This window comes from Xenorhabdus stockiae, from assembly GCF_002632825.1.
GTDB lineage: Bacteria > Pseudomonadota > Gammaproteobacteria > Enterobacterales > Enterobacteriaceae > Xenorhabdus > Xenorhabdus stockiae.
This window is the reverse complement of the sequence record NZ_NJAJ01000017.1, coordinates 55,004-79,802: the sequence shown is the minus strand read 5'-3', so window position 1 is coordinate 79,802 and position 24,799 is coordinate 55,004. Positions and strand designations below refer to the sequence as shown.

The 24,799-nt window shown below is 44.2% G+C and carries 23 protein-coding genes and 1 pseudogene; 13 read left to right on the top strand and 11 right to left on the bottom strand.

Translation table 11 applies throughout. From position 1 onward, the window contains the following. Positions 1 to 45: 45 nt before the first annotated feature. Entirely contained in the window at positions 46 to 351 is a 306-nt protein-coding gene (locus tag Xsto_RS10595; protein ID WP_099109614.1) for a helix-turn-helix domain-containing protein, read from the bottom strand. Positions 352 to 1,975: 1,624 nt separating this feature from the next. Continuing rightward, positions 1,976 to 3,205: a DUF1266 domain-containing protein gene (locus Xsto_RS10590; protein WP_099125038.1), complete on the bottom strand. Its 1,230-nt coding sequence runs from the start codon at positions 3,203 to 3,205 to the stop codon at positions 1,976 to 1,978. A 387-nt stretch (positions 3,206 to 3,592) separates the two neighbouring features. Here Xsto_RS10590 and Xsto_RS10585 point away from each other — a divergent pair. Next, a pseudogene (locus Xsto_RS10585) lies at positions 3,593 to 3,932 on the top strand (low molecular weight protein tyrosine phosphatase family protein). Between the two features lie 205 nt (positions 3,933 to 4,137). Here the strand turns inward: Xsto_RS10585 and fis are convergent. From fis to acuI, 9 genes are all read right to left on the bottom strand, one after another. After that, positions 4,138 to 4,434, bottom strand: a complete 297-nt coding sequence (gene fis / locus Xsto_RS10580; RefSeq protein WP_010847912.1) for a DNA-binding transcriptional regulator Fis — start codon at positions 4,432 to 4,434, stop codon at positions 4,138 to 4,140. Positions 4,435 to 4,441: 7 nt separating this feature from the next. Beyond that, positions 4,442 to 5,425 (bottom strand): tRNA dihydrouridine synthase DusB, encoded by a 984-nt coding sequence (gene dusB, locus Xsto_RS10575; protein ID WP_099125037.1) that lies wholly within the window; start codon positions 5,423 to 5,425, stop codon positions 4,442 to 4,444. A 283-nt stretch (positions 5,426 to 5,708) separates the two neighbouring features. Beyond that, positions 5,709 to 6,590: a 50S ribosomal protein L11 methyltransferase gene (gene prmA, locus Xsto_RS10570; protein ID WP_099125036.1), complete on the bottom strand. Its 882-nt coding sequence runs from the start codon at positions 6,588 to 6,590 to the stop codon at positions 5,709 to 5,711. A gap of 67 nt (positions 6,591 to 6,657) precedes the next feature. Further along, complete coding sequence (gene panF, locus Xsto_RS10565; RefSeq protein ID WP_099109619.1) at positions 6,658 to 8,103, bottom strand: sodium/pantothenate symporter; 1,446 nt, start codon at positions 8,101 to 8,103, stop codon at positions 6,658 to 6,660. Continuing rightward, complete coding sequence (locus Xsto_RS10560) at positions 8,093 to 8,335, bottom strand: YhdT family protein (protein ID WP_099109620.1); 243 nt, start codon at positions 8,333 to 8,335, stop codon at positions 8,093 to 8,095. Before Xsto_RS10560 ends, panF begins: the two co-directional genes overlap by 11 nt. Positions 8,336 to 8,488: 153 nt before the next feature. Then, a complete protein-coding gene (gene accC, locus Xsto_RS10555) occupies positions 8,489 to 9,838 on the bottom strand; it encodes an acetyl-CoA carboxylase biotin carboxylase subunit (RefSeq protein WP_099109621.1) in 1,350 nt (449 codons plus the stop codon). A 22-nt stretch (positions 9,839 to 9,860) separates the two neighbouring features. Further along, positions 9,861 to 10,319: an acetyl-CoA carboxylase biotin carboxyl carrier protein gene (accB, locus tag Xsto_RS10550; protein WP_099109622.1), complete on the bottom strand. Its 459-nt coding sequence runs from the start codon at positions 10,317 to 10,319 to the stop codon at positions 9,861 to 9,863. A 30-nt stretch (positions 10,320 to 10,349) separates the two neighbouring features. Beyond that, positions 10,350 to 10,802 carry a type II 3-dehydroquinate dehydratase gene (aroQ, locus tag Xsto_RS10545; protein WP_099125035.1) on the bottom strand — a complete coding sequence of 151 codons (453 nt, stop codon included), beginning with the start codon at positions 10,800 to 10,802 and terminating at the stop codon, positions 10,350 to 10,352. Positions 10,803 to 11,006: 204 nt separating this feature from the next. Beyond that, a complete protein-coding gene (gene acuI / locus Xsto_RS10540; RefSeq protein WP_099109624.1) occupies positions 11,007 to 11,981 on the bottom strand; it encodes an acrylyl-CoA reductase (NADPH) in 975 nt (324 codons plus the stop codon). Between the two features lie 589 nt (positions 11,982 to 12,570). Between acuI and Xsto_RS21410 the strand changes: the two genes are divergently transcribed. The 12 genes from Xsto_RS21410 (at position 12,571) to Xsto_RS10485 (ending at position 24,770) form a co-directional block, all read left to right on the top strand. Further along, on the top strand, positions 12,571 to 12,711 hold the full coding sequence (locus Xsto_RS21410; protein ID WP_169926627.1) for a hypothetical protein: 141 nt from the start codon (positions 12,571 to 12,573) through the stop codon (positions 12,709 to 12,711). A 43-nt stretch (positions 12,712 to 12,754) separates the two neighbouring features. Beyond that, a complete protein-coding gene (gene mreB, locus Xsto_RS10535) occupies positions 12,755 to 13,798 on the top strand; it encodes a rod shape-determining protein MreB (protein WP_086113213.1) in 1,044 nt (347 codons plus the stop codon). 120 nt (positions 13,799 to 13,918) lie between these two features. Further along, complete coding sequence (mreC, locus tag Xsto_RS10530) at positions 13,919 to 14,974, top strand: rod shape-determining protein MreC (RefSeq protein ID WP_099109714.1); 1,056 nt, start codon at positions 13,919 to 13,921, stop codon at positions 14,972 to 14,974. Beyond that, complete coding sequence (gene mreD, locus Xsto_RS10525; protein ID WP_099109625.1) at positions 14,974 to 15,462, top strand: rod shape-determining protein MreD; 489 nt, start codon at positions 14,974 to 14,976, stop codon at positions 15,460 to 15,462. The genes mreC and mreD overlap by 1 nt, the downstream gene beginning before the upstream one ends. A gap of 80 nt (positions 15,463 to 15,542) precedes the next feature. Beyond that, positions 15,543 to 16,130, top strand: a complete 588-nt coding sequence (locus Xsto_RS10520; RefSeq protein ID WP_099125034.1) for a Maf family protein — start codon at positions 15,543 to 15,545, stop codon at positions 16,128 to 16,130. Then, positions 16,127 to 17,596 carry a ribonuclease G gene (rng, locus tag Xsto_RS10515; protein WP_099125033.1) on the top strand — a complete coding sequence of 490 codons (1,470 nt, stop codon included), beginning with the start codon at positions 16,127 to 16,129 and terminating at the stop codon, positions 17,594 to 17,596. The genes Xsto_RS10520 and rng overlap by 4 nt, the downstream gene beginning before the upstream one ends. An 88-nt stretch (positions 17,597 to 17,684) precedes the next feature. Further along, positions 17,685 to 17,840, top strand: a complete 156-nt coding sequence (locus Xsto_RS21405; protein ID WP_169926626.1) for a hypothetical protein — start codon at positions 17,685 to 17,687, stop codon at positions 17,838 to 17,840. Beyond that, positions 17,841 to 21,674 (top strand): AsmA2 domain-containing protein YhdP, encoded by a 3,834-nt coding sequence (gene yhdP, locus Xsto_RS10505; protein ID WP_099125032.1) that lies wholly within the window; start codon positions 17,841 to 17,843, stop codon positions 21,672 to 21,674. Continuing rightward, complete coding sequence (nit1, locus tag Xsto_RS10500) at positions 21,671 to 22,531, top strand: deaminated glutathione amidase (protein ID WP_099125031.1); 861 nt, start codon at positions 21,671 to 21,673, stop codon at positions 22,529 to 22,531. The genes yhdP and nit1 overlap by 4 nt, the downstream gene beginning before the upstream one ends. Positions 22,532 to 22,536: 5 nt before the next feature. Next, the gene (tldD, locus tag Xsto_RS10495; protein WP_099109631.1) at positions 22,537 to 23,982 is read left to right on the top strand and encodes a metalloprotease TldD; all 1,446 of its coding nucleotides are present in this window, start codon (positions 22,537 to 22,539) and stop codon (positions 23,980 to 23,982) included. A gap of 43 nt (positions 23,983 to 24,025) precedes the next feature. After that, a complete protein-coding gene (locus Xsto_RS10490; protein WP_099125030.1) occupies positions 24,026 to 24,496 on the top strand; it encodes a ribonuclease domain-containing protein in 471 nt (156 codons plus the stop codon). 4 nt (positions 24,497 to 24,500) lie between these two features. Then, positions 24,501 to 24,770 (top strand): barstar family protein, encoded by a 270-nt coding sequence (locus tag Xsto_RS10485; RefSeq protein WP_099109633.1) that lies wholly within the window; start codon positions 24,501 to 24,503, stop codon positions 24,768 to 24,770. Positions 24,771 to 24,799 lie beyond the last annotated feature (29 nt).

Sequence of the window (24,799 nt, the reverse complement as noted above, 5' to 3'; positions counted from 1 at the left end):
GTTTAGTGCGGGCTGGCAGGCTTCTGACGGTGGGATATTCCCCATCTAACAACCATTTTTTCCTATAATTGTTTCAGCAATGGGAATATATTGAGTATCAAGTTTATTAACAATGCCTTCCTTGCTCTCTTCTTCAAAACAGTCTTCAAAGAACCAGGAAACATGAGTTTCCAATTCGTTACAAATGGCAACTAAATGAGTAATATTAATTCGATTGGTTCCTCTTTCATAACGCGAAAGTTGTTGCTGGCTGATACCAATTTGTTTCGCTAAGGCAGTTGCCGTGATCCCTAACTCCTTCCTTTTTTGTTGAATTCTTTGCCCGACTAATAGGTTTGCATCTTCTTCCATATCTTATCCTTTCATCTTTAAATCAGTAAGTTATGGCGTTATCAAGGATAATTGCCTTGGAGCTTAAAAATGACTCAGTTTTCCATCGTCATTGTGCACGACATAGGAAATACCCTGACGGATTTACCATCGTTCATGGTATGCCTATTGTTACACCTGATTCGCCGTTTTGTTTTCCGACATGCGCCTTGTTTTTTTTACTGAAATAACCTTTTTTATTAACGTCTTGTAAAAAACAGAACCTTTACTGAGGCAAGGTATACTCTTCCATGATGCAAACCACGTTTCTCTATTTTGTTATTACCTTGCTTCTTGCAACTGCTTTTCCTCGTCATTGAGGTCATTGAGCAAAACAACACTCCGTTCTTCTCATATGAGGAATAATGAACAGGCCTTAAAACGTTAAGTTTGTTATTTTTATATTCATAACATATTGAATTTTAATTAAATTAATATATAAAAATCCAATAATATAATTTTTTATAAACAAATCGCCATTATTTGGCATATTTTTGAGTTTTATAGAAGCTTTCTAAGGTTAGAAACTAAACAAAATATACCAAACTGTTTGGTTTGGATTTATAATCTACATTATCTATATGGTATAGAATTAAGTTCTGTATATGAAAGGATGATGTAATATTAATTCTGGTTAATTTGGGTGCTATTGAGTTATGATAATTAACAATTTGTTATCATTAATACTATTTGAAAGGGATTAAATATGTGAATAACAAAAAAAGTTCATATATTATAATAAATTAAGTGGAATGTTATTTGATATGTAATGAAATTTGACTTAAGTAATGTTATATAGGATTATGTTTACAGTTTGGTATAAAATGTTTTGTTTTTTAATAAAATTTTACAGATTTTGGTTAAATAAATATATTTGAACATTTCATTGTATGATTATTGCCAAATTAAAAAATTTTACTTAGTAAATATTACTTATAAAAACCTTTTCCACTAAATTGACTTTTATTTCGCATAAAATTTCAGTTTACTCGCATTTTTGAACATTTCAGATACAGTTCGTTTTTTTATCAGTGACTCTATGCTGTTGTTTGATTTTTTAAATAAAATCAATGCATTAAGTTTATTAGTGCAAGTGGGATATTTTTTATTTAATTACGCGTGTTTACTTTATAGACTCAATTGTTAGAAAAGCTGTTTATTTAGAGCTTTCCTCATAAAATTGAGTGAAAGTAAGTAAAAGACACTGATTTCTATCTCGTCATCTGACAATGCGCATATTAATATAATTAAGACTTTTGTATGAAGAGATGGTGAAGATTATCTAATTCAGCCTATTATATAAGCTGAAAAATAAACCTTATTTAATAGCTGATAATTTTCTCACCTAACGGCATGTGCTGATTGATTTATCGCCACTTAATTTGTTTTCATCCCATCTAATTCAGAATATCTGCATGAAATATCAATAGTGACATTTGAGAGGTAATACGTTCACCAGAATTAAATATTTATTTGGGATAGTAATAAGATGCGATAATTTAGAGCAAAATTACGCCAGCTAGATAGTGCTGGCGTTTATACTCATATGGTTATCGAAGTGGATTGCATAATCAGTGAACGCAGATAGCAACAGGTTTTTGACGGCTTATGGCTCATCAGCCCTGACTTGTTCTCTAATAGCATCATGCACTTCATGAAAATTAACCTCAGCATCTGGATTTTGTTCGGCTAAAACTTCAGTTAGTGCCTGAGCAAATGAATGAGTTTCGATTGGCGGTAACTCGCTATTCCAATTGATCGCAACTGTTGGGCTATTCGGATCATTCAGCAATGCACGGATAATACCAATATACTCAGACTGGCATTCAGCCCAGCCTTCATCAGTGGATGCCCAAAACCAGCGTGTGAGCGCAAAGTGGTACCACAGATCGTCCCATCCGCTATAAACCATTCGTAACAGTGGGGCGAGCATGAGCGTCCAGTTTTTAGCTTCCTTTTCCGTGATATATTGCAGTTTGCATCCGTTCAGGCACAACATACTGAAACGAACATAGTCCCATGCCAAATATTGGATATTTTGAATATCGTTTTCATTGTCATACATCATGGTATAACGCCAGATGATTTCTTGCTTATCGTATGCATTCATATCACTTTGCTGAATGCCCGCTAAAATTTCATCAAATTCCGGTTTTGATAATTCACTGAGTTCATCTCGCATTTTGTAATAATCAGCAGCATGCCCGTTAACCATTAGTTTAAATAACTGAAAAACTAAATCTTGCCGATTTTCAATTCCCCAGGCTGATGACAAGCCAGCGTCATCTTCTTCTGGAGAATAATCATTACAATTCCATCCATTAAAGTAGGCATAGGGAGCACCCAGTATCACGCCCCAATCAGAGGTTAAAAAAGGCTGTGGATTATGAGGGAGATATATTTCGTTTCTTTCCTCTGGTATATCATCTGCAGTTTGTGCCGAATTTTTTATATGTGTCAGTGTATCTTGATCAAAGATAATGTAATTATCACCATTGTAGATAACGAGATCACATTGAAACTCATCAATAAGATAGTACAAATATTCCGCACCGAATTGATGAAGGTTGTCAGGGTTATTATCGATAGATTCTGCATTATGCCATGAAGCCGGGTTTTCTTCCGAAAGGTAAGCAACAATATAAGGTCTGAAATGAAACTCAGGATCTTCCTTTATCGAAAACGAGTAGGCGCCTTTCTCCTCAGAAACGGGGCTGATAAGCCAAAAATCTGAGGAATGAAATAGATTTAAAAACTCAATAAAAAGTTTTCCCTTTTGCTCTTCTGATGTTGAATTATGCAATTCAATCCATGTGTCTATTAATTTATCTGACATAAAAATAATATCCTGAATGAGTAATCGAAACCTATCTGTATTATAAAATTAAAATTATTTTTTTATGGCTTTAATTGGATGATAAACTATCTGATATAGGAAGAGTAGAAATGAGAGTTAGTGTGTTCTTAATTAAGTTCATTATTCTAATAGTAAAATTTATATTTTACTAATGTAAAAGAAATAACTAATTATATTAATAATACCAATTAATTATGTTTTACCCACTGATTTTTTAATGAAATAGCGATAAACTGAAATTTTATTATTGGCTACTTCCTTTCCGTACTATTAGCGTCTGCCGGACTTAATAAAACAAGGGAGATATGGATAATAGGCGAATCCAAGTTAACGCTGAATGCTCTTAAAGATTAATTATAAGGATTTATGCATATTTTATTTATTTGTAGTCGCAATCAATGGCGTAGCCCGACAGCAGAGCAAATATGGCGTAATGATGTAAATTGGTCTGTTCGATCTGCTGGTACAAGCAGTAATGCTAAAAAGCAGGTGACACCTGATCTTATTTGTTGGGCTGATATTATTTGTGTCATGGAACAGAAGCATAAAAATCGGTTAAAAGCTGCATTTTCCCATTTGCTTAAATCTAAGCCGATCCATGTTCTCGATATTCCAGATGATTATCTCTATGGATCCACAGCTGATAAAGATTCTTGAAGATGTAGTACCTGTTTATATAGCAAGAAATCACTATCTGACACCTTAACGTACTGAGATAAAAAGAAACTTTTTTGTTCTCATAGCTTTTTATTTGCTTCCAGGTTTTCCCTCTGCCTACTTGCTCATACTTAGCGAATATAAACATTTTTCCATGTATAAACATTTGTATAAACATTTGTATAAACAAAAAAGAAAAAAGCACTTCCCCAAAAGAGAAAGTGCTTCTTCAACAGCAAGTTACTAGACTAGGATTAGTTCATGCCGTATTTTTTCAGTTTCTTACGCAGAGTACCGCGGTTGATTCCCATCATCAGCGCTGCGCGGGTTTGGTTACCACGGGTGTATTGCATCACCATGTCCAACAGTGGTTGCTCTACTTCAGCCAGTACCAGCTCATACAGGTCATTGACGTCTTGACCATTCAGTTGAGCAAAATAGTTCTTCAGTGCTTGTTTAACTGAGTCACGCAGAGGTTTTTGAGTTACCTGATCTTGTGAATTTACAGTAGCAACGGTTAGTACGTCAGAATTTACGCGTTGTTCGAACATAGTTCTGTCAGCTCTTTTCTTTATTTACGCAAAAATTTTCGAAGTATGCTTCCAACACCTCCAGCTGTTCGCTGGCATCCTCAATGGCGTTGAATGAGCGCCGAAACTGGTCATCAGGAGCATGTTCCTTGAGATACCAAGATACATGCTTACGTGCAATACGAACTCCTTTGCCTTGACCGTAAAAGTCGTGCAATTCTCGTACATGCTCGTTCATTAAACGCTGCACCTCGCCAAGGGGCATCGGTGGCAGCAGTTCTCCTGTTTCCAGATAATGCTGGATTTCCCGAAAGATCCAGGGTCTTCCCTGAGCAGCGCGGCCTATCATCAGGGCATCAGCCCCGGTGTATTCAAGCACTGCTCTGGCTTTTAGCGGGTCAGTAATGTCGCCATTAGCAATAATTGGAATGGCAACAGTCTGCTTAACTGTCCGAATGTTGTCATACTCGGCTTCACCATTAAACAGGCAAGAACGAGTCCTGCCATGAATGGTAAGCGCCTGAATACCACAACGTTCAGCCAATTGGGCAATTTCTACACAGTTACGTTCTTCCGGTGACCATCCTGTACGGATCTTCAATGTAACAGGTACATCAACCGCATTGACTACCGCAGAAAGGATTTTTTGAACCAGTTCTGGATAACGCAGTAATGCTGAGCCTGCCAATTTACGATTAACCTTCTTGGCTGGGCACCCCATATTGATATCGATGATCTGAGCACCATTGTCGACGTTGATTTTCGCCGCCGCTGCCATTTCATCGGGATCACTACCGGCAATCTGTACAGAACGCACTCCGGGTTCGTCGCGATGAACCATACGTAGCCGGGATTTATCCGTCTTCCAGACCTGAGGGTTGGAAGAAAGCATCTCTGAGACTGTCATACCTGCACCCATGGTGTAGCATAGTGATCGAAACGGGCGATCCGTTATGCCAGCCATAGGGGCTGCAATAAGACAGTTTTTCAACTGGTATTGTCCGATACGCATAGGCGAAGAAAGAGTGGCCAACTGTGACTAAGGGCGCGTATATTACGCATTTTTCACAAGATATGAAAGGCCAAACTTTGAGCGAAACGGTATTTTAACGGAATTTTTCCAGTTGATTTTTTCAAACTTTTCTATTTATCCTTTAATAACATTAAGTTACGTATTTTTGACGAAATTTATTGTTACCTATATTTCTCATGACAAATAGTATGTATTACCACCAATTTGTCCCCCAGAGGATCATTTTAGTGGATAATCCTGTTTTTCAATAGTAGTTTGTTGATTATTTTTTAACCCCGGTAATGCGGCACCATTCTTCTTGTTCAGCGATTGGATCGATAATGAATTCATTGCTATAGGCTTCAGCAACACCTTCAGCCTGACTTGCCAGTACACCGGACAAGCCTAATAATCCACCAGATTTTGGTAACGAGCCGATAACAGGAGCCAGTTCACGCAGCGGGCCAGCCAGAATGTTGGCGATAGCAACATCACATTCTAAATTGTCAGGTTGATCTTTAGACAGATAGAGTGTCAGCAGCTCAGAAACGCCATTACGTTCTGCATTATCCCGGCTCGCCTGAATTGCCTGAGGGTCGATATCAATGCCGATAGCATGTTTAGCTCCTAGCTTCAGGGCTGCAATAGCCAGAATGCCGGAACCACAGCCGAAGTCGATGACAGTTTTACCTTGCAGGTCAAGGCCATCCAGCCATTGTAGGCAAAGAGAGGTGGTTGGGTGTGTTCCGGTTCCGAAAGCCAGTCCCGGATCCAGCATAACGTTAACAGCATCCGGTTCAGGAACTTCCCGCCAGCTTGGGCAGATCCACAGGCGGTTACCAAAACGCATTGGGTGGAAGTTGTCCATCCACTCGCGCTCCCAGTCTTTATCTTCCAGCTGTTCAATTTTGTGGAGAAAACCTTTACCCAGCTGGGGAACCTGCTCCAGTTGGCTAACAACAGCTTTCATATCGGTTTCTGCATCATACAGGCCAATGACATCGGTATCTCCCCATAAGCGGGTTTCTCCCGGCAGAGGTTCAAAAATTGGCGTATCGTGGCTGTCCTGAAAGGTAACGGACACTGCGCCACTTTCCACGAGTTCATCACCGAGTGATTCAGCTTGTTGTCCCGTGGTGTTTAATCTCAGTTGTATCCAAGGCATAAAAATTCTCTTTTAAACGCGATATGTATGAAAAATGATTAAAAATCAGGCTAAAAAAATATCGCCGTCACTGTGATGCGGCGGTTTGTTGTATTTGTTTACTCCCAAACAGATTTCCTATTCCGAATGCCAGTAAGCTCAGCAGCAATGATGGCACAATGGGATGGAATCCAAGGAGGTTAATGCTAAAGCTGGCTAATAGGGTATAGCTTATTGCACCTGTCAGCATGGAGGCTAGCGCGCCATGTGCATTGGCTTTCTCCCAGTACAGGCCCAATACCAGTGGCCAGAGGAACACAGCCTGTAATCCGCCGAAGGCCAGCAGGTTCAGCCAGATCAGCATTTCAGGTGGTTGCCATGCCGCCAGTAACAGTAGTATTCCCAGAAACAGGGTAGAAAAGCTGGAGATACGGGCGAGTTTTTTCTCCTGTTTGATCTGCTGCGGGAACAAATTCAAATAGAGATCTTTAACGATAGTTGCTGAAGATTGCAGCAATTGGGCGTTAATTGTTGACATAATGGCTGCCATCGGCGCAGCCAGAAAGATCCCGGCAGCGATAGGCGGCAGGACGGTGATCATCAGGGTTGGGATCACTTGATCGGGAATTGTCAGATCGGGAATGATCGCACGACCCAGTGCTCCGGCAAGGTGCATCCCAAACATCAGGATAGCCATGACAATCGTGCCGATGATAATACCACGGTGGACAGCTTTACTGTCGCGGTAAGAAATACAACGCACAGCGGTATGTGGCAGCCCGATGACACCAAAGCAGACCAGCACCCAGAAGGAGGCCATAAAAGGGCCACTAAGAATATTGTCAGCACCGTGGGGAGAGACAAGGTTAGGATCGATAGTACGCAGTGTCGAGACCGCTTCTGACAGTCCGCCAGCTTTATAGATCGTGCCAACAAGCAGCAGTATCGTTCCTAACAGCATAACCAGCCCTTGCAGGGCGTCATTAAGTACACTGGCTCTGAAGCCGCCAAATGCTGTGTAGAGAGCGATGGAGAGACCAAAAATCAGCAGACCGGTACCGTAAGGAATACCGGCTGCGGCTTCCAGCAGGCGGGCACCACCAATGAACTGCACCGTCATGGCGCCGACAAAGGCGACCAACAGACTCACGCTGGCAAACCAGACCAGAATACGGCTCTGATAGCGCGCATATAGCATGTCATTGAGTGTCACGGCATTATAACGGCGGGCGAGGATAGCAAATTTTTTCCCCAGTACGCCGAGGGAGAGCCAGATTGCCGGCAGTTGGATCAGGGATAACAGCACCCAGCCGATACCGTATTTGTAGGCTGCACCGGGGCCACCAATGAACGAGCTGGCACTGATGTATGTTGCTGTAATGGTCATCGCCAGGACAAAACCACCCATTGAGCGACTGCCAAGAAAGTATTCATTCAGGAATTCCCCCGTCTGGCGACGGCGATAGGCATAGAATGAGAGCAGAAAAACCAGTGCCAGATATCCTACCAGAGGCAGAATGACTTCATTTTGCATCTTCATCCTCCAGAGGAACTTCTTTGAAGATAAATGTCACCATCATCCAGCACAGGATGATGAAAAGTGCAGGTAATGCTAAACAAGCCAGTTCGAACCAGTATGGCAATCCGGTTAATCCGGTCGTATCACTGGGTAGATAGGCGCTCAGTAGCCAACCCACAAGATAAGCTAACGTCAGGAATACGGCCCAACGCGCTTCTTTATGAGATTGAACAAATCTTTTGTCCATTGATTCTCCGGGAAAGCAGAAAAATAAAGGAAGGAATTGTACGGTAACAGCCGGATTTATTCAGAAGAAAATGTGCGACAAAAACCATGCCATAAAAAATCCCATCTTGAAAAGATGGGATTTTATGCAGAGTGGTGATGTCAGAAAAAAGCCTTACTTATCATGTAAGCCCAGTTTCTTCTCCAGATAGTGGATATTGGTTCCGCCTTTCTGGAAGTTTTCATCATTCATGATGGACATCTGCAAATCGATATTGGTTTTGATGCCATCAATGATCAGTTCTGCCAGCGCGTTCTTCATTCGTGCAATCGCCACTTCACGGGTTTCTCCATACGTGATCAGTTTGCCGATCATGGAGTCATAATATGGCGGTACGGTATATCCTGCATAAATGTGGGATTCCCAGCGCACACCGAACCCACCCGGAGAGTGGAAATGGGTGATTTTACCCGGGCTTGGCAAGAACGTTTTTGCATCTTCAGCATTAATACGGCATTCGATAGCATGGCCTTTGATGACAATATCTTCCTGCTTGATGGACAGTGGCATGCCGGAAGCAATGCGTAGCTGTTCCTTGATCAGATCAACACCAGTAATCATTTCGGTAACAGGATGTTCAACCTGAATACGGGTGTTCATCTCAATGAAATAGAACTCTCCGTTCTCATACAGGAATTCAAACGTACCTGCTCCGCGATAACCGATTTCCATACAAGCGTTGGCGCAGCGTTCACCGATGCTGCGGCGTAGTTCAGCAGAGATACCCGGTGCTGGAGCTTCTTCCACAACTTTCTGGTGACGACGCTGCATGGAACAGTCACGTTCAGCAAGATAAAGAGCATTGCCCTGACCATCAGCCAGTACCTGAATTTCAACGTGACGAGGGTTTTCAAGGAATTTTTCCATGTAAACCATGTCATTATTGAAAGCAGCTTTAGCTTCAGCACGAGTCATGGCAATAGATTGTTCCAGCTCTTTATCACTGCGGACAACGCGCATACCACGTCCGCCGCCGCCGCCGGAAGCTTTGATGATCACCGGATAACCGATGCGCTGTGCGATCGATTTGTTCTTCTCAGTATCATCACCCAAAGGACCGTCAGAACCGGGAACGCAAGGTACACCGGCTTTTTTCATGGCGCTGATGGCAGAAACTTTATCACCCATCAGGCGGATAGTTTCTGCTTTCGGGCCGATAAAGGTGAAACCGGAACGCTCCACCTGTTCAGCAAAATCAGCGTTTTCAGACAGGAATCCATAACCCGGATGGATTGCCTGTGCACAGGTGATTTCAGCCGCAGAAATGATAGCCGGAATATTCAGGTAACTTTTTGCTGATGCGGCAGGGCCGATACAGACCGTTTCATCTGCCAGCAGGACGTGTTTCAGATCACGGTCTGCCGCAGAGTGCACAGCAACAGTTTTGATCCCGAGTTCCTTACAGGCTCTCAGGATACGCAGTGCGATTTCACCGCGGTTAGCTATGACTATTTTCTCAAGCATGGGTTTTTCCCGCGTGATGCGCTTATTCGATGATGACCAGTGGCTCGTCAAATTCAACAGGTTGACCGTCTTGTGCCAGAATTGCCTTCACGACGCCGGTTTTGTCAGCTTCGATCTGGTTCATCATTTTCATGGCTTCAACGATGCACAGGGTATCGCCCTGATTAACATGCTGACCGATTTCGATAAAAGGTTTCGCATCCGGGCTTGGAGAACGGTAGAACGTACCAACCATTGGGGAACGAACGGTGTGACCGCTGATCTCTGCTGCTGCTGGTGCTGCCGGAGCAGCCGGTGCCGGTGCTGCTACAGGTGCAGGCTGTTGAGCAGGCGCAGAGATGTACTGCTGAGTGATCGGCATGCCCTGAACGGCCGTAGTACGGCTGATGCGAACTGATTCTTCACCTTCAGAAATTTCCAGTTCAGAAATGCCAGATTCTTCAACCAGCTCGATCAATTTTTTTATCTTACGAATATCCATGAGTGTGATTCCGTACTCTATTTATGTAAATTAGTTGGATTTTGACAAGCGGTTGACCGCTGCCTGTAATGCAAAACTATAACCATCAGCACCCAAACCACAGATCACGCCAACGGCAATATCAGAAAGATATGAATGATGGCGGAATGGCTCGCGGGCATGCACATTAGAGAGGTGGATCTCAATAAATGGAATATCCACTGCCAGAAGTGCATCGCGTAGCGCTACGCTGGTGTGCGTGAATGCCGCAGGGTTAATCAGAATAAAATCTGTATTCCCCCGCGCAGTATGAATTTTCTCAATCAGTTCAGATTCTGCATTGGATTGCAGATGGAATAATTCAATACCCGACTGGTGAGCTTCTTGTGACAGTTTGCTGACGATGTCATCAAGCGTTAACTTGCCGTAGGTCTCTGGCTCTCGCGTTCCCAATAGATTGAGGTTGGGACCGTTCAAGAGTAAAATGCGAAACTTGTCTGCCATTGTGCGGGTATCTCCGGCAATCTGTCAACAATCGTTCAAGATAACTCGATGACAGCAGTTTGTCATCTTTTTCTATTATCAATATTTGTAAATTTGACGATAAAGCCCGACATTATAAACATATCGTAACATTTAGCAGCAAAATACTGGTCTTATCAGCTTTTCGGGCTTGATTTTATTAGACTTACGCTTATCGGCATAGTTTCAGCGAATCTTTACCACTGTTCTGCCTGTTGACTGATTGTTTACCAACTTATTGGCGTGTTCGATCACCTGATCGAATGAAATTTCGTTTGCGGTTTGTTGATAAAAAGATTCCGGCAACAGTTTTTGTAACCGCTCCCAGATCTTTGGTCTATCAGCGGCCGATACTATTGCTGACTCAACACCCTGTAAGCGGACATTACGCAAGATAAATGGCATGACAGTGGTAGGCAGATTGATGTCGCTTGCCATCCCGCAGGCAGCTACGGTGCCATTGTGGGATACCTGAGCCAGCAATTTAGCCAGAATTGTACCACCGACAGTATCAATAACACCTGACCAGCGCTGTTTTTCCAGCGGGCGAGCGGGTTGATTGAAGTCTGAAACCGGCAGAATTTCTTTTGCTCCCAAAGAACGTAAATATTCCTGACTTTCGGGTTTACTGCTGATGGCAACAACAGAGTACCCCAATAGAGAGAGCAGGGTAATTGCCGTGCTTCCGACTCCGCCAGTGGCACCTGTGACTGCGATTTCGCCGCTTTCAGGGGTTATACCTCCCTGTTCCAGCGCCATAATACATAACATGGCGGTGAAACCGGCTGTGCCGATAATCATAGCCTGTCTGGTACTTAAACCCGCTGGCAATGGTGTCAGCCATTCACCTGAGACTCTGGCCTGTTCTGCCAGCCCACCCCAACGATTTTCACCCACACCCCAGCCGGTTAATAAAACCTGCTGTCCGATATGAAAACGGGGATCTTCTGAGTGACGAACAACGCCGGAAAAGTCGATCCCCGGTATCATCGGAAACTGACGAATGATTTTCCCCTTGCCGGTGATCGCAAGTGCATCTTTATAATTGAGGGTTGACCAGTGAATATCGACGATGACATCACCGGGTGGAAGTTGGGTTGTGTCAATATCCTGAATAGAAGCTGATAATGTATCGTGCTGTTCCAGCAGTAATGCTTTCATAGGTTCTCCCTCTGATGGATTTTGAGTATGACACCATCACGGTTCTCATGATTTCATTTTTTGTGACATTCTCAATATAGATAAAATTAAAAATGCAGAAACGGGCAGTCTGCAATATTGTGATGAATAGTCGCAAAACAGTGATTGCTGATTTTTATTCGGGGTACATGCTGAAAGATAAATATGCCTGATAATGATTTCAATATTGATAATTCACTTATTAATAATGACTTTGTTTTTATATCTTATTGGTTCAGTAATCAACAGATTTATCCGCCGATTACAGGTGTATAAGTGTCGATGAAGAACAATTTTTTCTTTTGAGTGCTGAAGATAAAGTGGGTATTTAATGAATCATCTTTGCTGAGCTTATTGGGGTGTGATATTGGCTAGAGATGGCAAAAGAAATCAAAATATTTGAGAAAAAATTAATTTTTGTTGAACTTGCTGAAATCATTATAGGTCAACATAGAAAAAGTGAATCAGTAACATCGCGGGATGCACTATATACACTATAATGTTGGTTTTTAGGGCATTTGGACATTTTAGGGTTCAGTGACGGGGTTATTGGTGGAATTAACCCATTTTTATGCAGTTTTTTTCTGCTCTGTCAGAAAAAAGTAACGTAGAATATCGTGTTTCTGATGTGAATAACGTAGCCACTTTCATTGAAGTAGTAAAAGTAGTTAATGATGCGCCTTGTCGCTGCTTCATGTGGTTGGTAGAGTAGACGGACAACATCCGTCCCCAGCTTGCAGGATTATCCTTTCGTTATGTTAAAGAAATTTCGTGGCATGTTTTCCAATGATTTGTCCATTGACTTGGGTACTGCCAATACCCTTATTTATGTTAAAGGTCAGGGAATTGTCTTGGATCAACCCTCTGTTGTTGCTATCCGACAAGACAGGGCCGGTTCACCAAAAAGCGTTGCAGCCGTAGGGCTGGAAGCAAAACAGATGTTGGGACGTACTCCGGGGAATATCGCAGCTATCCGACCAATGAAGGATGGTGTGATTGCTGATTTTTATGTCACGGAAAAAATGTTGCAGCATTTTATTAAACAGGTTCATAACAACAGTTTTATGCGTCCTAGCCCGCGTGTGCTGGTTTGTGTACCAGTCGGGGCGACGCAGGTTGAGCGTCGGGCTATTCGTGAATCAGCCCAAAGTGCAGGAGCACGCGAAGTCTTTCTGATTGAAGAGCCAATGGCGGCGGCAATCGGTGCAGGTTTGCCCGTTTCAGAAGCAACGGGCTCAATGGTTGTTGATATCGGTGGTGGTACAACAGAAGTTGCAGTTATCTCCCTCAATGGCGTTGTCTATTCTTCTTCCGTCCGTATCGGCGGGGATCGCTTTGATGAAGCAGTTATCAATTATGTCCGCCGCAACTACGGTTCACTGATTGGTGAAGCGACAGCAGAACGCATTAAACATGAAATTGGTTCTGCGTATCCAACGGATGAAGTCCGCGAAATCGAAGTACGTGGCCGTAACCTTGCTGAAGGTGTACCACGTAGTTTCACACTGAATTCCAATGAAATTCTGGAAGCTCTGCAAGAGCCGCTGACCGGTATTGTCAGTGCCGTTATGGTAGCACTGGAACAGTGTCCGCCAGAGTTGGCTTCTGATATTTCAGAACGTGGCATGGTGCTGACTGGTGGTGGCGCATTGTTACGCAATCTTGATCGCTTGCTGATGGAAGAAACAGGTATTCCCGTGATTGTGGCTGAAGATCCACTGACCTGTGTTGCCAGAGGTGGCGGTAAAGCGCTGGAAATGATCGACATGCACGGTGGCGATTTATTCAGCGAAGACTGAAAGTAACTCTGCGAGCTGGGAGGCGTGTTTATCGGTGCCTCCTTGCTGTTTATCCAAAAGTGTATCGTTTATGACTCTTTTATTGTTTATGACACGAAACCGCTCAATAATGCGCAACTTATGAAGCCAATTTTCAGCAGAGGGCCCTCCCTACAATTACGACTCTTTTTTGCTGTTGCTATTGCCATTATTTTGGTTTTGGTAGACAGCAGGTTTGATTTTTTCCATAAAGTCCGTAGCTATATGGATACGGCAGTGAGTCCTTTTTATTTTCTTGCCAATGGTCCCCGCCAGTTTTTAGATGGTATTTCTGATTCTTTGACTGCCCGCAAACAACTTGAACTGGAAAATTACTCCTTGCGCAATGAATTGCGGTTGAAGGACAGCAAGTTATTACTGCTGGGTCAATTAAAACAGGAGAATATCCGGTTACGTTCATTACTCGGTTCACCTTTGCGTCATGATGAACACATGATGGCTACTCAGGTCATTGCCCGTGGTCTGGATCCGTATCGCGATCAAATTGTTATTGATAAAGGCGCAAAAGATGGTGTTTATGAAGGGCAGCCGGTTGTTAGTGATCGCGGTGTTGTCGGGCAGGTTGTTTCAGTAAGCCAGCTAAGTAGCCGGGTGCTACTGATTTGCGATCCGATTCACGCCCTGCCGGTTCAGGTATTACGCAATGATATCCGCGTGATCGCTGGTGGTACAGGCTGTGCCGATGATCTGCACCTTGAGCCATTACCGAGTGACACGGATATCCGGGTTGGTGATGAACTGGTGACTTCTGGTCTTGGGGGAAGATTCCCTGAAGGTTATCCTGTGGCTGTGGTCTCTTCTGTTAAGATAGATAATCAGCGGGCTCATACTGTTATTCACGCCCGTCCTTTGGCCGAATTACGCCGCCTGCGTTATCTGCTGTTGGTATGGGGGCCGGATAATAACCCCTCTGAACCGTTGCCGCCTTCTGAAGTATATCGAGCCGCAAATGAGCGCATGAAGCAGTTGTTGCCATACGTATTGCCAAATCCTGCTGATGAAAAACCTCACTCTTTGCCTGAAGGTTCAGGTGGAGAGAATAGTAAAAAAGAGGATAACAAAAAGAAACCCGTGGCCGGACAACCATCTTCAACCACTCCATCAGTTAATAAACCATTAGCTACGGAGAATAACTGATGAGTCAGTATCACGGACGTGGTCTCTGGGTTGTCTGGTTGTCTTTCTTGATAGCAATGGTTTTACAGAGTATGCCGTGGCCGGAGCAAGTCGATGTATTCCGGCCAACTCTGCCAGTGTTATGCCTTATCTACTGGCTGCTTGCTATTCCTCATCGTATCAGTGTCGGTACCGGGTTTATTCTGGGTATCCTGATTGATTTATTGCAGGGTAGTATTCTTGGTGCGCATGCACTGGCTTTTAGCCTCGTGAGTTTTCTGGTTGCTTTCAAATTTCAGCTCATTCGCAATATGGCACTCTGGCAACAATCCCTTGTTGTGATGATACTCTCAACATTGATAAACCTCTGTGTTTTCCTGACCCATGCTCTGATCTTACAGACTATTTTCCATTCTGAAGTATTCTGGAATGGCGTGGTCAATGGTATTCTCTGGCCCTGGCTATTCTTATTAATGCGGAAAATCCGCCGTCAATTTTCAGTTCGTTAAAGGCGGGTTCTACTTTTTAATGAACAGCTTTTATATAAATGAACCGCTTTTAAATGAACTGACAGAAAGGATGACTCACTATGAAAACTCTTTACTTGGCTTCTGGCTCACCACGGCGGCGTGAGCTGGTGGAACTGCTGGATTTTAATTTTCAGATCCTGACACCACAGGTTGAAGAGAAATGGCAGGAAGAAGAGTCTCCGCAGCAGTATGTCGAACGATTGGCCAGAGAAAAATCAAAAGCGGGTGTGGCAATTGCGCCGGATGATCTCCCCGTTCTGGGCGCTGATACGATTGTTGTGCTGAATAATCGTATTCTGGAAAAACCCCATAATGAGCAACATGCAGCGGAAATGTTACAGGCGCTGTCAGGGCAGCACCATCAGGTCATGACGGCTGTTGCTTTATCGAACACTCAGCATACCTTAAGTGAGTTAGTGATTACAGATGTGATATTTCGCCATTTATCCCAACGTGAAATACAGGAATATATTGCAACTGGAGAACCAATGGATAAAGCCGGCGCTTACGGCATTCAGGGTAAAGGCGGTTGTTTTGTCAGAAATATTAATGGCAGTTACCATGCTGTTGTCGGCTTGCCACTGGTTGAAACGTATGAATTAATCACACGATTTTTGGCGTTAGCTGATGGGAAGGGTCACTTATGACAGCAGAGTTATTAGTCAATGTAACACCATCCGAAACGCGGGTTGCTTATATCGATGGCGGTATTTTGCAGGAAGTTCATATTGAACGGGAAGCTAAACGGGGAATAGTCGGTAATATTTATAAAGGCCGTATCAGCCGGGTTTTACCCGGTATGCAGGCGGCTTTTGTTGATATCGGGCTGGAGAAAGCCGCTTTTCTGCATGCTTCAGATATTGTGCCTCATACTGAATGTATTGCAGGCGAGGAGCGGAAGAATTTTAATGTCAGGGATATTGCTGAGCTGGTCAGTCAGGGGCAGGATCTGCTCGTTCAGGTCGTCAAAGATCCCCTCGGCACCAAAGGGGCACGACTGACAACCGATATCACTCTGCCTTCACGCTATCTGGTTTTTATGCCGGGTGCCTCCCATGTTGGTGTTTCTCAGCGAATTGAAAGCGGAGAAGAGCGCGATAGGCTGAAATCCATCGTGATGAATTATTGCGATGAACATGGCGGGGTTATTATCCGCACTGCCGCAGAAGGGGTAAGAAAAGAGGAGATTGAGCAGGATGCTGCATTTTTGAAGCGCCTGTGGAGCAAAGTCATTGAGCGTAAAAAACGGAATATCACGAAGACTAAGGTTTATGGTGAACTGGCATTAGCACAGCGTATTTTACGTGACTTTGCCGAAGATTCTCTTGATCGCATCCGGGTTGACTCCCGCCAGACCTACCTGCAAGTGCAGGAGTTTATTGATGAGTATATCCCTGAAATGAATGCCAAGCTGGAACATTATCAGGGAAATCAGCCGATATTCGATCTCTGTGGCGTGGAAACGGAAATTCAGCGCGCACTGGAGCGCAAAGTAGAATTAAAGTCGGGTGGCTATCTGATTATCGACCAAACCGAAGCCATGACGACCATTGATATTAATACCGGTGCTTTTGTTGGGCATAGGAACCTGGAAGAGACTATCTTTAATACTAATATTGAAGCGACTCAGGCGATTGCCCGTCAGTTGAGGCTACGCAATCTGGGCGGGATCATTATCATTGATTTTATCGATATGGCTGACGGGGAACACCGTCGTCGGGTTCTCGCTTCTTTGGAACAGGCTCTAAGTAAAGACCGCGTGAAAACAACCATCAATGGTTTTTCTCAGCTTGGGCTGGTGGAAATGACACGCAAACGTACGCGGGAAAGCCTTGAGCATATTTTATGTGATAATTGCCCGACTTGTCAGGGACGCGGCACCGTAAAATCTGTTGAAACAGTATGCTATGAAATTTTACGGGAAATTGTACGTGTTCATCGCGCCATTAATGCAGATCGTTTTCTGGTCTATTCTTCCCATGCTGTGAGTGAAGCCCTTAAAGGAGAACACTCTCACGCTCTGGCTGAAGTAGAAATCTTTGTGGGTAAATCCGTAAAAGTACAGGCTGAACAGTTGTACAGTCAGGAACAATTTGATGTTGTTATGATGTAATCGTCAATTTTTTGAGTAAATAACATACTCTATGGATTTCAAGTTGCATCGCGGCGGCAAGGGAGAGACAAATTCGTCGGGAACGAATTTGCCCAGCCAAAGGCTGGCCTCCGGTGAGAGGCAGGAGCCTCTCAGTAATCCCCTGAGCATAGATAACTATGCGACTGGGGTGAACGAGCGTAGCCAACAAAGAGGCAGCTTGAAAGACGACGAGTATAACGTGCTGACAAACAAGGAGAAATGAGTGAAGCGACTGCTCGGGATATTATTAGCGACAGCCGCAATAATCATTATCATTGTGGCTTTGTTTGTCAGCGGGTTACGTTTTTTCCTGCCCCATATTAATGATTATCGCCAGCAATTGGCGCGCCAGATTTCAGCGTTGACTGGTGTTTCCGTCAATATAGGTTATATCAGTGGTCGCTGGGAGCCATTTGGCCCTCAGCTGGAAGTCCGGGATCTTCATGCAACAAACGAAGAAACGGATATTAAAGCCAAAAAAGTGACGCTTTCTCTGGATGTCTGGCGCTCATTATTACAGCGGCGCTGGCATTTTCGTGACCTCTCTTTTTATCAGCTTGAGGTTGATTATGATAAGCCGCTGTTTGATGGGGAAAGTGAACAGCAGTTACCCAAACCGGACAAGCTATCCTCCCTGTTTCTCGAACGTTTTAATTATTTCGAATTGCATGACAGTAGCCTGACGTTTCCTACTCCATCGGGAGAAAAAGTCAGATTATTGTTACCGCAGCTGGCATGGCTGAATAAAGACAACCGGCATCGTGCAGAGGGGCATATTAACCTGTCTTCAATTAATGGGCAGGAAGGTGTTGTACAGATTAAATTTGACCTGAAAGATATTAATCATGTTTTAGATAGCGGCACTATCTATTTACAGGCTGATGATATTGATATGCGGTTGTGGCTCAGCCGTTGGTTAAAAGACAGCACCGGTCTGGAAAATGCCCGTTTTAGTCTGGCTAACTGGATTACCCTGAAAAACGGGAGAATCGAGAGCGGGCATTTACAACTCAGGCGCGGGTATGCCAACTGGCATGTGGGGGAGAAGAAGCATCAGCTCACCGTTCATGATCTGCTTTTGCAAATGCGTCGTCAGGGAGAAGGCTGGCTGTTCGATATCCCAAATCTGGCAAGCCTGAACACTAATGGTCAGCAGTGGCTTGCAGGTCGTCTTGCCGCCTTATATATCACGAAGGCAAATCAATATCAGAACAAAGATCACTGGCGTATTCGGGCTGAAAATATTCAGCTTGAACGGCTGAGTGGTGTGTTACCGCTGGTGTCACCTGTGACTCCTGAGAACGTTAATGACTGGCAACATCGGCAGCCAAAAGGGTTAATTCACAGCTTTGCCCTTGATATCACGCCTGAACTGGCTGACGGCATGGATGTTGCTGTTAAATGGCAGGATGTCAGCTGGTCTCGCTGGAAAGAGCTGCCTTCAGTGAATGATTTTAGTGGCACGCTGGCGGGAAATAAGCAGCAAGGAAACTTCATATTTGAATTGAAAAACAGCCTCATTGATTACCGGCAAATGTTTCAGGCACCGTTTGATATTGCCAGCGGCGCAGGGAAGATCGAATGGAAAAGTGATCAGGAAGGTTTGAAAATATGGAGTCAGGGACTGGATTTGCAGGCCAAATCATTATGGATAAACGGCGATTTTAATTATACCGAACTCAGGAATAAGCCCCCGAAGCTGGAAATGCTGGCAGGAATTCGCGTTGATGATGCAGGCGAAGCATGGCGCTATTTTCCCCAAACCCTGATGGGAAAATCGCTGACAGATTATCTGACGAAATCGTTAATTAAAGGGAAAATCGATAATGCCACGCTGATTTTTCAGGGTAACCCTAATGACTTTCCATTCAGGCATAACAATGGCCAATTTCAGGTGTGGGTTCCCCTGCGCAATGCAACATTTAAATACCAACCAGACTGGCCAGCTCTGTTTGGCCTGAATGCTAATTTAAATTTCCGCAATAACGGATTATGGATACAGGCAGATAAAGCGAAACTGGGTAAAGTCGATGCTTCCCGGGTTTCTGCTGTTATCGCTGATTACGATAAAGAAAAACTCTTAATTGATGCTGACATTTCCGGAGATGGTGAAGATATTCACGACTATTTTCACCATAGTTCATTATCCGATACTGTCGGGAATGCGCTGGATAATTTACAGCTTAGCGGCAAGGTTGATGGCAATCTTCATCTGGATATACATCTGGAAGATGGCAAAACTGATGCCCGTGGTGAAGTGGCGTTGAAAGATACTGAACTCTTTATTCAGCCACTGAACAGTAGAATGAAGCACCTCAGTGGCAAGTTCCGCTTTGATAATGGCAACTTGCAAAGTGATAGCCTTTCCACTAACTGGTTTGGTAACCCTCTGTCATTACGATTTACGACACAGGATTTAACGCAGCATTATCAGGTTAATGTTGACCTGAATGCTGGCTGGCCCGTGGCAACACTACCGGAATTGCCGACAGAAATACGCCGCCAGTTATCAGGGCGGCTTGACTGGCAGGGGAAAGTCAATATTACCCTTCCCTCAAAAGGTGAGGGTTTGCAACATGAATTATCACAACAGGGCGCAAAATATCAGGTTGCAATCAATGCTGATTTGTCACATATCAACAGCACATTAGACGGGCTGGAAACCGCCTCTTTGCAGGGATTGAATGATCTCAATATTCAGGCCGAAGGGGATGATAATCAGCTTAGGCTTACCGGTTCATTAGGGAACAGATATAAATTCAATAGCCAATGGTTACTGGAGAAAGGTTATACCCGTTTACAGCGGGGTATTCTGAACACAGATAAAAATGGCATTCCCGCGTTACCTGAAAAATCAATGCTTGAACTGAATTTACCTGATATTGAGGGTGATAAATGGCTGGCACTGTTTGGAACATTGGAAACCAAATCTGGAACGAGCGGGGCTTTCAGGTGGCCTGAGTTATTTGAAATCACAATACCTTCTTTGAATATCGGTGGGCAGCGTTGGCATAATCTTATACTGAGTGCCAGCAAACAATCTGATAGTTTGCATATTAATGCGATCGGAGAAGAAATTGACGGCGATTTGCGGATTTATTCGGATAGGATATGGCAGGGCGCGCTTAATTATCTCTATTATAACCCGATGTTTCCAGACAGTGCTGCCAATGATGACAACTCGTCGGCTTCAACCGTAGTGGATACGCCAAAATATGATTTGAGTCATTGGCCAACACTTAATGTGAGATGTAATGAGTGCTGGTTGGCTGGATTAAAAATCGGAAAAATTTCAGGAACCGTCAAACCGGAAGGCAACTCATTGGTTCTGACTGATGGCCGGGTAGAAAATAGTGCGGGTAAATTGACATTATCCGGTCATTGGAGTGAAAGTAATGAGGGAAACTATACTCGGGCTAAGGGGCAAATATCAGGGGGAAGTTTAGATGATATGGCTGCTTATCTCGGGTTCATTATTCCCATTACCGGTGCCCCATTTAAGTTTGATTTTGATCTTAACTGGAAGGATACGCCGTGGCAGCCTGATATTAAAACGCTTGATGGCCGCCTGACAGGGACACTGGGCAAAGGCACAATAGCTAAACTGGGCGCAGGCAGAGCAGGACAACTGTTGAGGCTGGTCAGTTTTGATGCTTTATTGCGTAAATTACAGTTGGATTTCAGTGACACATTCAGTGATGATTTTAACTTTGATTCTATGCGTGGCGATGCACAGATAAAAAATGGGGTTATGTATACGGATAACTTCCATATTGATGGGCTGGAAGCTGATATCGATGCAAAAGGTCAGATAAACTTTATCCAGCGTCAGCTCAATATGGAGTTGGTGATCACCCCGGAAATATCAGCCACAGTCGGTGTGGCAACCGCTTTTGCGATTAACCCTATGGCAGGTGCTGCTGTTTTTGCAGCGGCGAAAGTGTTAGGCCCGTTATGGAGCAAGATCTCAGTCATTCGCTATCGAATAACCGGCAGTCTGGAACAACCTAAAATTGATGAAGTCTTACGTCAGCTTAAGGAGAATAAAGGGTCATGAGAAACGTCAATGTTGCACTCTTACAATTATGCAGTGGTACAAACATCAAACATAATTTAGCGCAAATTGAACAGCAGATTAAGCAATTGCCTAAAACTGTAAAGCTGGTTCTGACCCCGGAGAATGCCTTGCTGTTTGCAGATGCTGATGCTTATCGCGAACATGCAGAAGAACAGGGAACAGGCCCCTTACAGCAGGCTGTGCGTGAACTTGCACAGCATTATGGTATCTGGTTACTGATTGGTTCAATTCCGATGATCAGTCGGGAAGATCCGAGTCGTATTACCAGCAGTAGCTTATTATTTGATGATCAGGGTGAAATCCGCGCCCGCTATGACAAGATCCACATGTTTGATGTCAATATCAAGGATGAGCACGGTTCTTATAACGAATCTTCCATTTATCAGCGTGGTGAACACATTACGGTTGTTGATACACCTGTCGGTCGTCTGGGAATGACTATCTGTTATGATCTGCGTTTTCCCGGCCTGTTTCAGGCATTGCGGGAACAGGGCGCTGAACTGATTTCTGTACCAGCCGCTTTCACCAGACTGACAGGTAAAGCGCACTGGGAGCCTCTTTTGCGTGCCCGCGCAATTGAGAATCAATGTATTATACTGGCTCCTGCACAGGTCGGTGTGCACGGCACCCGTAGAACGTGGGGGCATTCAATGGCAGTGAGTGGCTGGGGGGAAATCATTAAGAAAAATCCTCTGAGTGTCTGTGCACTCCAGCTCAATATCCGGCGGGATAGCCTGACTCACATGCGTGAACAAATCAGAGTGGTGAAACATAATCGCTTCCGTCCGCAACTGACTTCTTTGATAAAAAAGAATACAAATTTAGATAAAGAGTAAACACTATGAGTTTAACTTATGTCAGTGAACATTTACTGACTGACAATGGCCTGAATCATAACGACTTGTTTTCCGTATTAGGGCAATTGGCAGAACGCCGCCTTGATTATGCTGATCTCTATTTCCAGTCTAGCTACCACGAAACGTGGGTATTGGAAGATCGTATCATCAAAGATGGATCCTATAATATTGATCAGGGAGTAGGTGTTCGGGCTGTTAGCGGCGAGAAAACCGGTTTTGCCTATGCTGATCAGATCACTCTGAATGCCTTGCAGCAAAGTGCACAGGCAGCGCGCAGCATTGTGAGAGAAATAGGAAATGGCACTGCCCATACACTGGGAGCAGTGACACATAACGTTTTGTATCCGGCAGTGGATCCGCTGCAAAGTATGAGCAGGGAAGAGAAAATCGCCTTGCTGCACCATGTTGATAAAATTGCCCGTGCGGAAGACCAAAGAGTACAGGAAGTTAATGCCAGCCTGAGTGGTGTTTATGAGCAGGTACTGGTTGCTGCGACGGATGGCACATTAGCCGCTGATATCCGCCCGCTGGTACGTCTTTCTGTCAGTGTATTGGTCGAAGAAGACGGCAAACGCGAGCGTGGTTCCAGTGGCGGCGGTGCCCGCTATGGTTATGAATATTTCCTGCAAGACACTGACGGGCAGACGCTGGCAGAACAATTTGCCCGTGAAGCTGTTCGTATGGCATTAGTGAATCTTTCAGCAGTTGCTGCTCCGGCGGGAGCGATGCCGATTGTACTGGGCGCAGGTTGGCCGGGTGTTTTACTGCATGAAGCCGTTGGTCATGGTCTGGAAGGTGATTTTAACCGCCGTGGCACATCTGTTTTCTCTGGCCAGATTGGGCAGAAAGTTGCTTCTGAGCTATGTACTGTGGTTGATGATGGCACGATTGAAGGCCGTCGGGGTTCATTATCTATTGATGATGAAGGGGTTCCGGGACAATACAATGTTCTGATTGAGAATGGCATTTTAAAAGGTTACATGCAGGACAAACTGAATGCGCGTTTGATGGGTGTTGCTCCGACAGGGAACGGTCGTCGTGAATCTTATGCCCATTTGCCTATGCCACGAATGACTAACACCTACATGCTGGCGGGTAACTCTACACCAGAAGAAATTATTGCCAGTGTTGATCGTGGCCTGTATGCACCGAATTTTGGTGGTGGTCAGGTGGATATCACGTCAGGTAAGTTTGTCTTCTCGACATCAGAAGCGTATTTGATTGAGAACGGTAGGATCACCAAACCGGTAAAAGGAGCAACTCTGATTGGCTCAGGTATTGAGGCAATGCAGCAGATTTCCATGGTAGGTAATGATTTAGCCCTTGATAAAGGTGTTGGTGTATGTGGTAAAGAGGGTCAAAGTGTTCCCGTGGGAGTTGGGCAGCCTACATTGAAACTGGATAACCTGACCGTAGGCGGAACAGCTTGACACTTTTTGGCGTGATTTGATCCATTAAGTGCAAGAGGTCATTATGAAAAAGAGCGCACTGGCAGGTGTATTTCTGCTTCTGGCGGTTATCTCTATTGTCTTTTTGAAAGACACGGGGTTATCTGGTAGCGGGAAAACACCGAAAAATACGGTGGTAGCAGAAGAGACAGCCACTCCGCATATTGATGTTCTGACTGAACAGCATCGGGTTGCGAATTATCTGAAACAGCATCACAAATTACCTGATTATTACATTACGAAGAAACATGCCCGTCGTCTTGGCTGGGAACCGCGTAAAGGTAATTTATGTGAAGCCGTACCGGGAAAAGCCATTGGTGGGGACAGGTTCACTAACCGTGAGCATAAACTGCCAGATGAGGCCGGACGCCAGTGGTTTGAAGCAGATGTGAATTATAACTGTGGGCGTCGGGGCAGTGACCGATTACTTTATTCTAACGATGGGCTGATCTATCTGACGCTTGATCATTATAACCATTTCACAAGGCTGGAATGATAATATGAAAAAAGTGGAATTCGATTTTAACCATATCCCTGATTTAACCACTTTTTATAATCAGTTCAGGGAACGTTTCGATCTTAGCGATGATTTTGGCGCTAATTTGGATGCGCTCTGGGATGTGGTAACCAGTGAAATTGAGTTGCCTGTTGATATTACCTTTATCCATCTGGATGTGCAGAAAAAACCACAGTTTGCCGCGCTGGTGCTTTTATTTGAGGAAGCCGAAGAAGAGCTGGAAGGGGAACTAAAGTTTGATGTGATGAATTAACTTTTCCCTTCTTATACACTTCGTCTTTC

What these genes read in the sequence shown, in the direction of transcription:
- Xsto_RS10595 (WP_099109614.1), bottom strand. Translation starts at nt 351, where the DNA reads ATGGAAGAAGATGCAAACCTATTAGTCGGGCAAAGAATTCAACAAAAA.
- Xsto_RS10590 (WP_099125038.1), bottom strand. Translation starts at nt 3,205, where the DNA reads ATGTCAGATAAATTAATAGACACATGGATTGAATTGCATAATTCAACA.
- fis (WP_010847912.1), bottom strand. Translation starts at nt 4,434, where the DNA reads ATGTTCGAACAACGCGTAAATTCTGACGTACTAACCGTTGCTACTGTA.
- dusB (WP_099125037.1), bottom strand. Translation starts at nt 5,425, where the DNA reads ATGCGTATCGGACAATACCAGTTGAAAAACTGTCTTATTGCAGCCCCT.
- prmA (WP_099125036.1), bottom strand. Translation starts at nt 6,590, where the DNA reads ATGCCTTGGATACAACTGAGATTAAACACCACGGGACAACAAGCTGAA.
- panF (WP_099109619.1), bottom strand. Translation starts at nt 8,103, where the DNA reads ATGCAAAATGAAGTCATTCTGCCTCTGGTAGGATATCTGGCACTGGTT.
- Xsto_RS10560 (WP_099109620.1), bottom strand. Translation starts at nt 8,335, where the DNA reads ATGGACAAAAGATTTGTTCAATCTCATAAAGAAGCGCGTTGGGCCGTA.
- accC (WP_099109621.1), bottom strand. Translation starts at nt 9,838, where the DNA reads ATGCTTGAGAAAATAGTCATAGCTAACCGCGGTGAAATCGCACTGCGT.
- accB (WP_099109622.1), bottom strand. Translation starts at nt 10,319, where the DNA reads ATGGATATTCGTAAGATAAAAAAATTGATCGAGCTGGTTGAAGAATCT.
- aroQ (WP_099125035.1), bottom strand. Translation starts at nt 10,802, where the DNA reads ATGGCAGACAAGTTTCGCATTTTACTCTTGAACGGTCCCAACCTCAAT.
- acuI (WP_099109624.1), bottom strand. Translation starts at nt 11,981, where the DNA reads ATGAAAGCATTACTGCTGGAACAGCACGATACATTATCAGCTTCTATT.
- Xsto_RS21410 (WP_169926627.1), top strand. Translation starts at nt 12,571, where the DNA reads ATGCAGTTTTTTTCTGCTCTGTCAGAAAAAAGTAACGTAGAATATCGT.
- mreB (WP_086113213.1), top strand. Translation starts at nt 12,755, where the DNA reads ATGTTAAAGAAATTTCGTGGCATGTTTTCCAATGATTTGTCCATTGAC.
- mreC (WP_099109714.1), top strand. Translation starts at nt 13,919, where the DNA reads ATGAAGCCAATTTTCAGCAGAGGGCCCTCCCTACAATTACGACTCTTT.
- mreD (WP_099109625.1), top strand. Translation starts at nt 14,974, where the DNA reads ATGAGTCAGTATCACGGACGTGGTCTCTGGGTTGTCTGGTTGTCTTTC.
- Xsto_RS10520 (WP_099125034.1), top strand. Translation starts at nt 15,543, where the DNA reads ATGAAAACTCTTTACTTGGCTTCTGGCTCACCACGGCGGCGTGAGCTG.
- rng (WP_099125033.1), top strand. Translation starts at nt 16,127, where the DNA reads ATGACAGCAGAGTTATTAGTCAATGTAACACCATCCGAAACGCGGGTT.
- nit1 (WP_099125031.1), top strand. Translation starts at nt 21,671, where the DNA reads ATGAGAAACGTCAATGTTGCACTCTTACAATTATGCAGTGGTACAAAC.
- tldD (WP_099109631.1), top strand. Translation starts at nt 22,537, where the DNA reads ATGAGTTTAACTTATGTCAGTGAACATTTACTGACTGACAATGGCCTG.
- Xsto_RS10490 (WP_099125030.1), top strand. Translation starts at nt 24,026, where the DNA reads ATGAAAAAGAGCGCACTGGCAGGTGTATTTCTGCTTCTGGCGGTTATC.
- Xsto_RS10485 (WP_099109633.1), top strand. Translation starts at nt 24,501, where the DNA reads ATGAAAAAAGTGGAATTCGATTTTAACCATATCCCTGATTTAACCACT.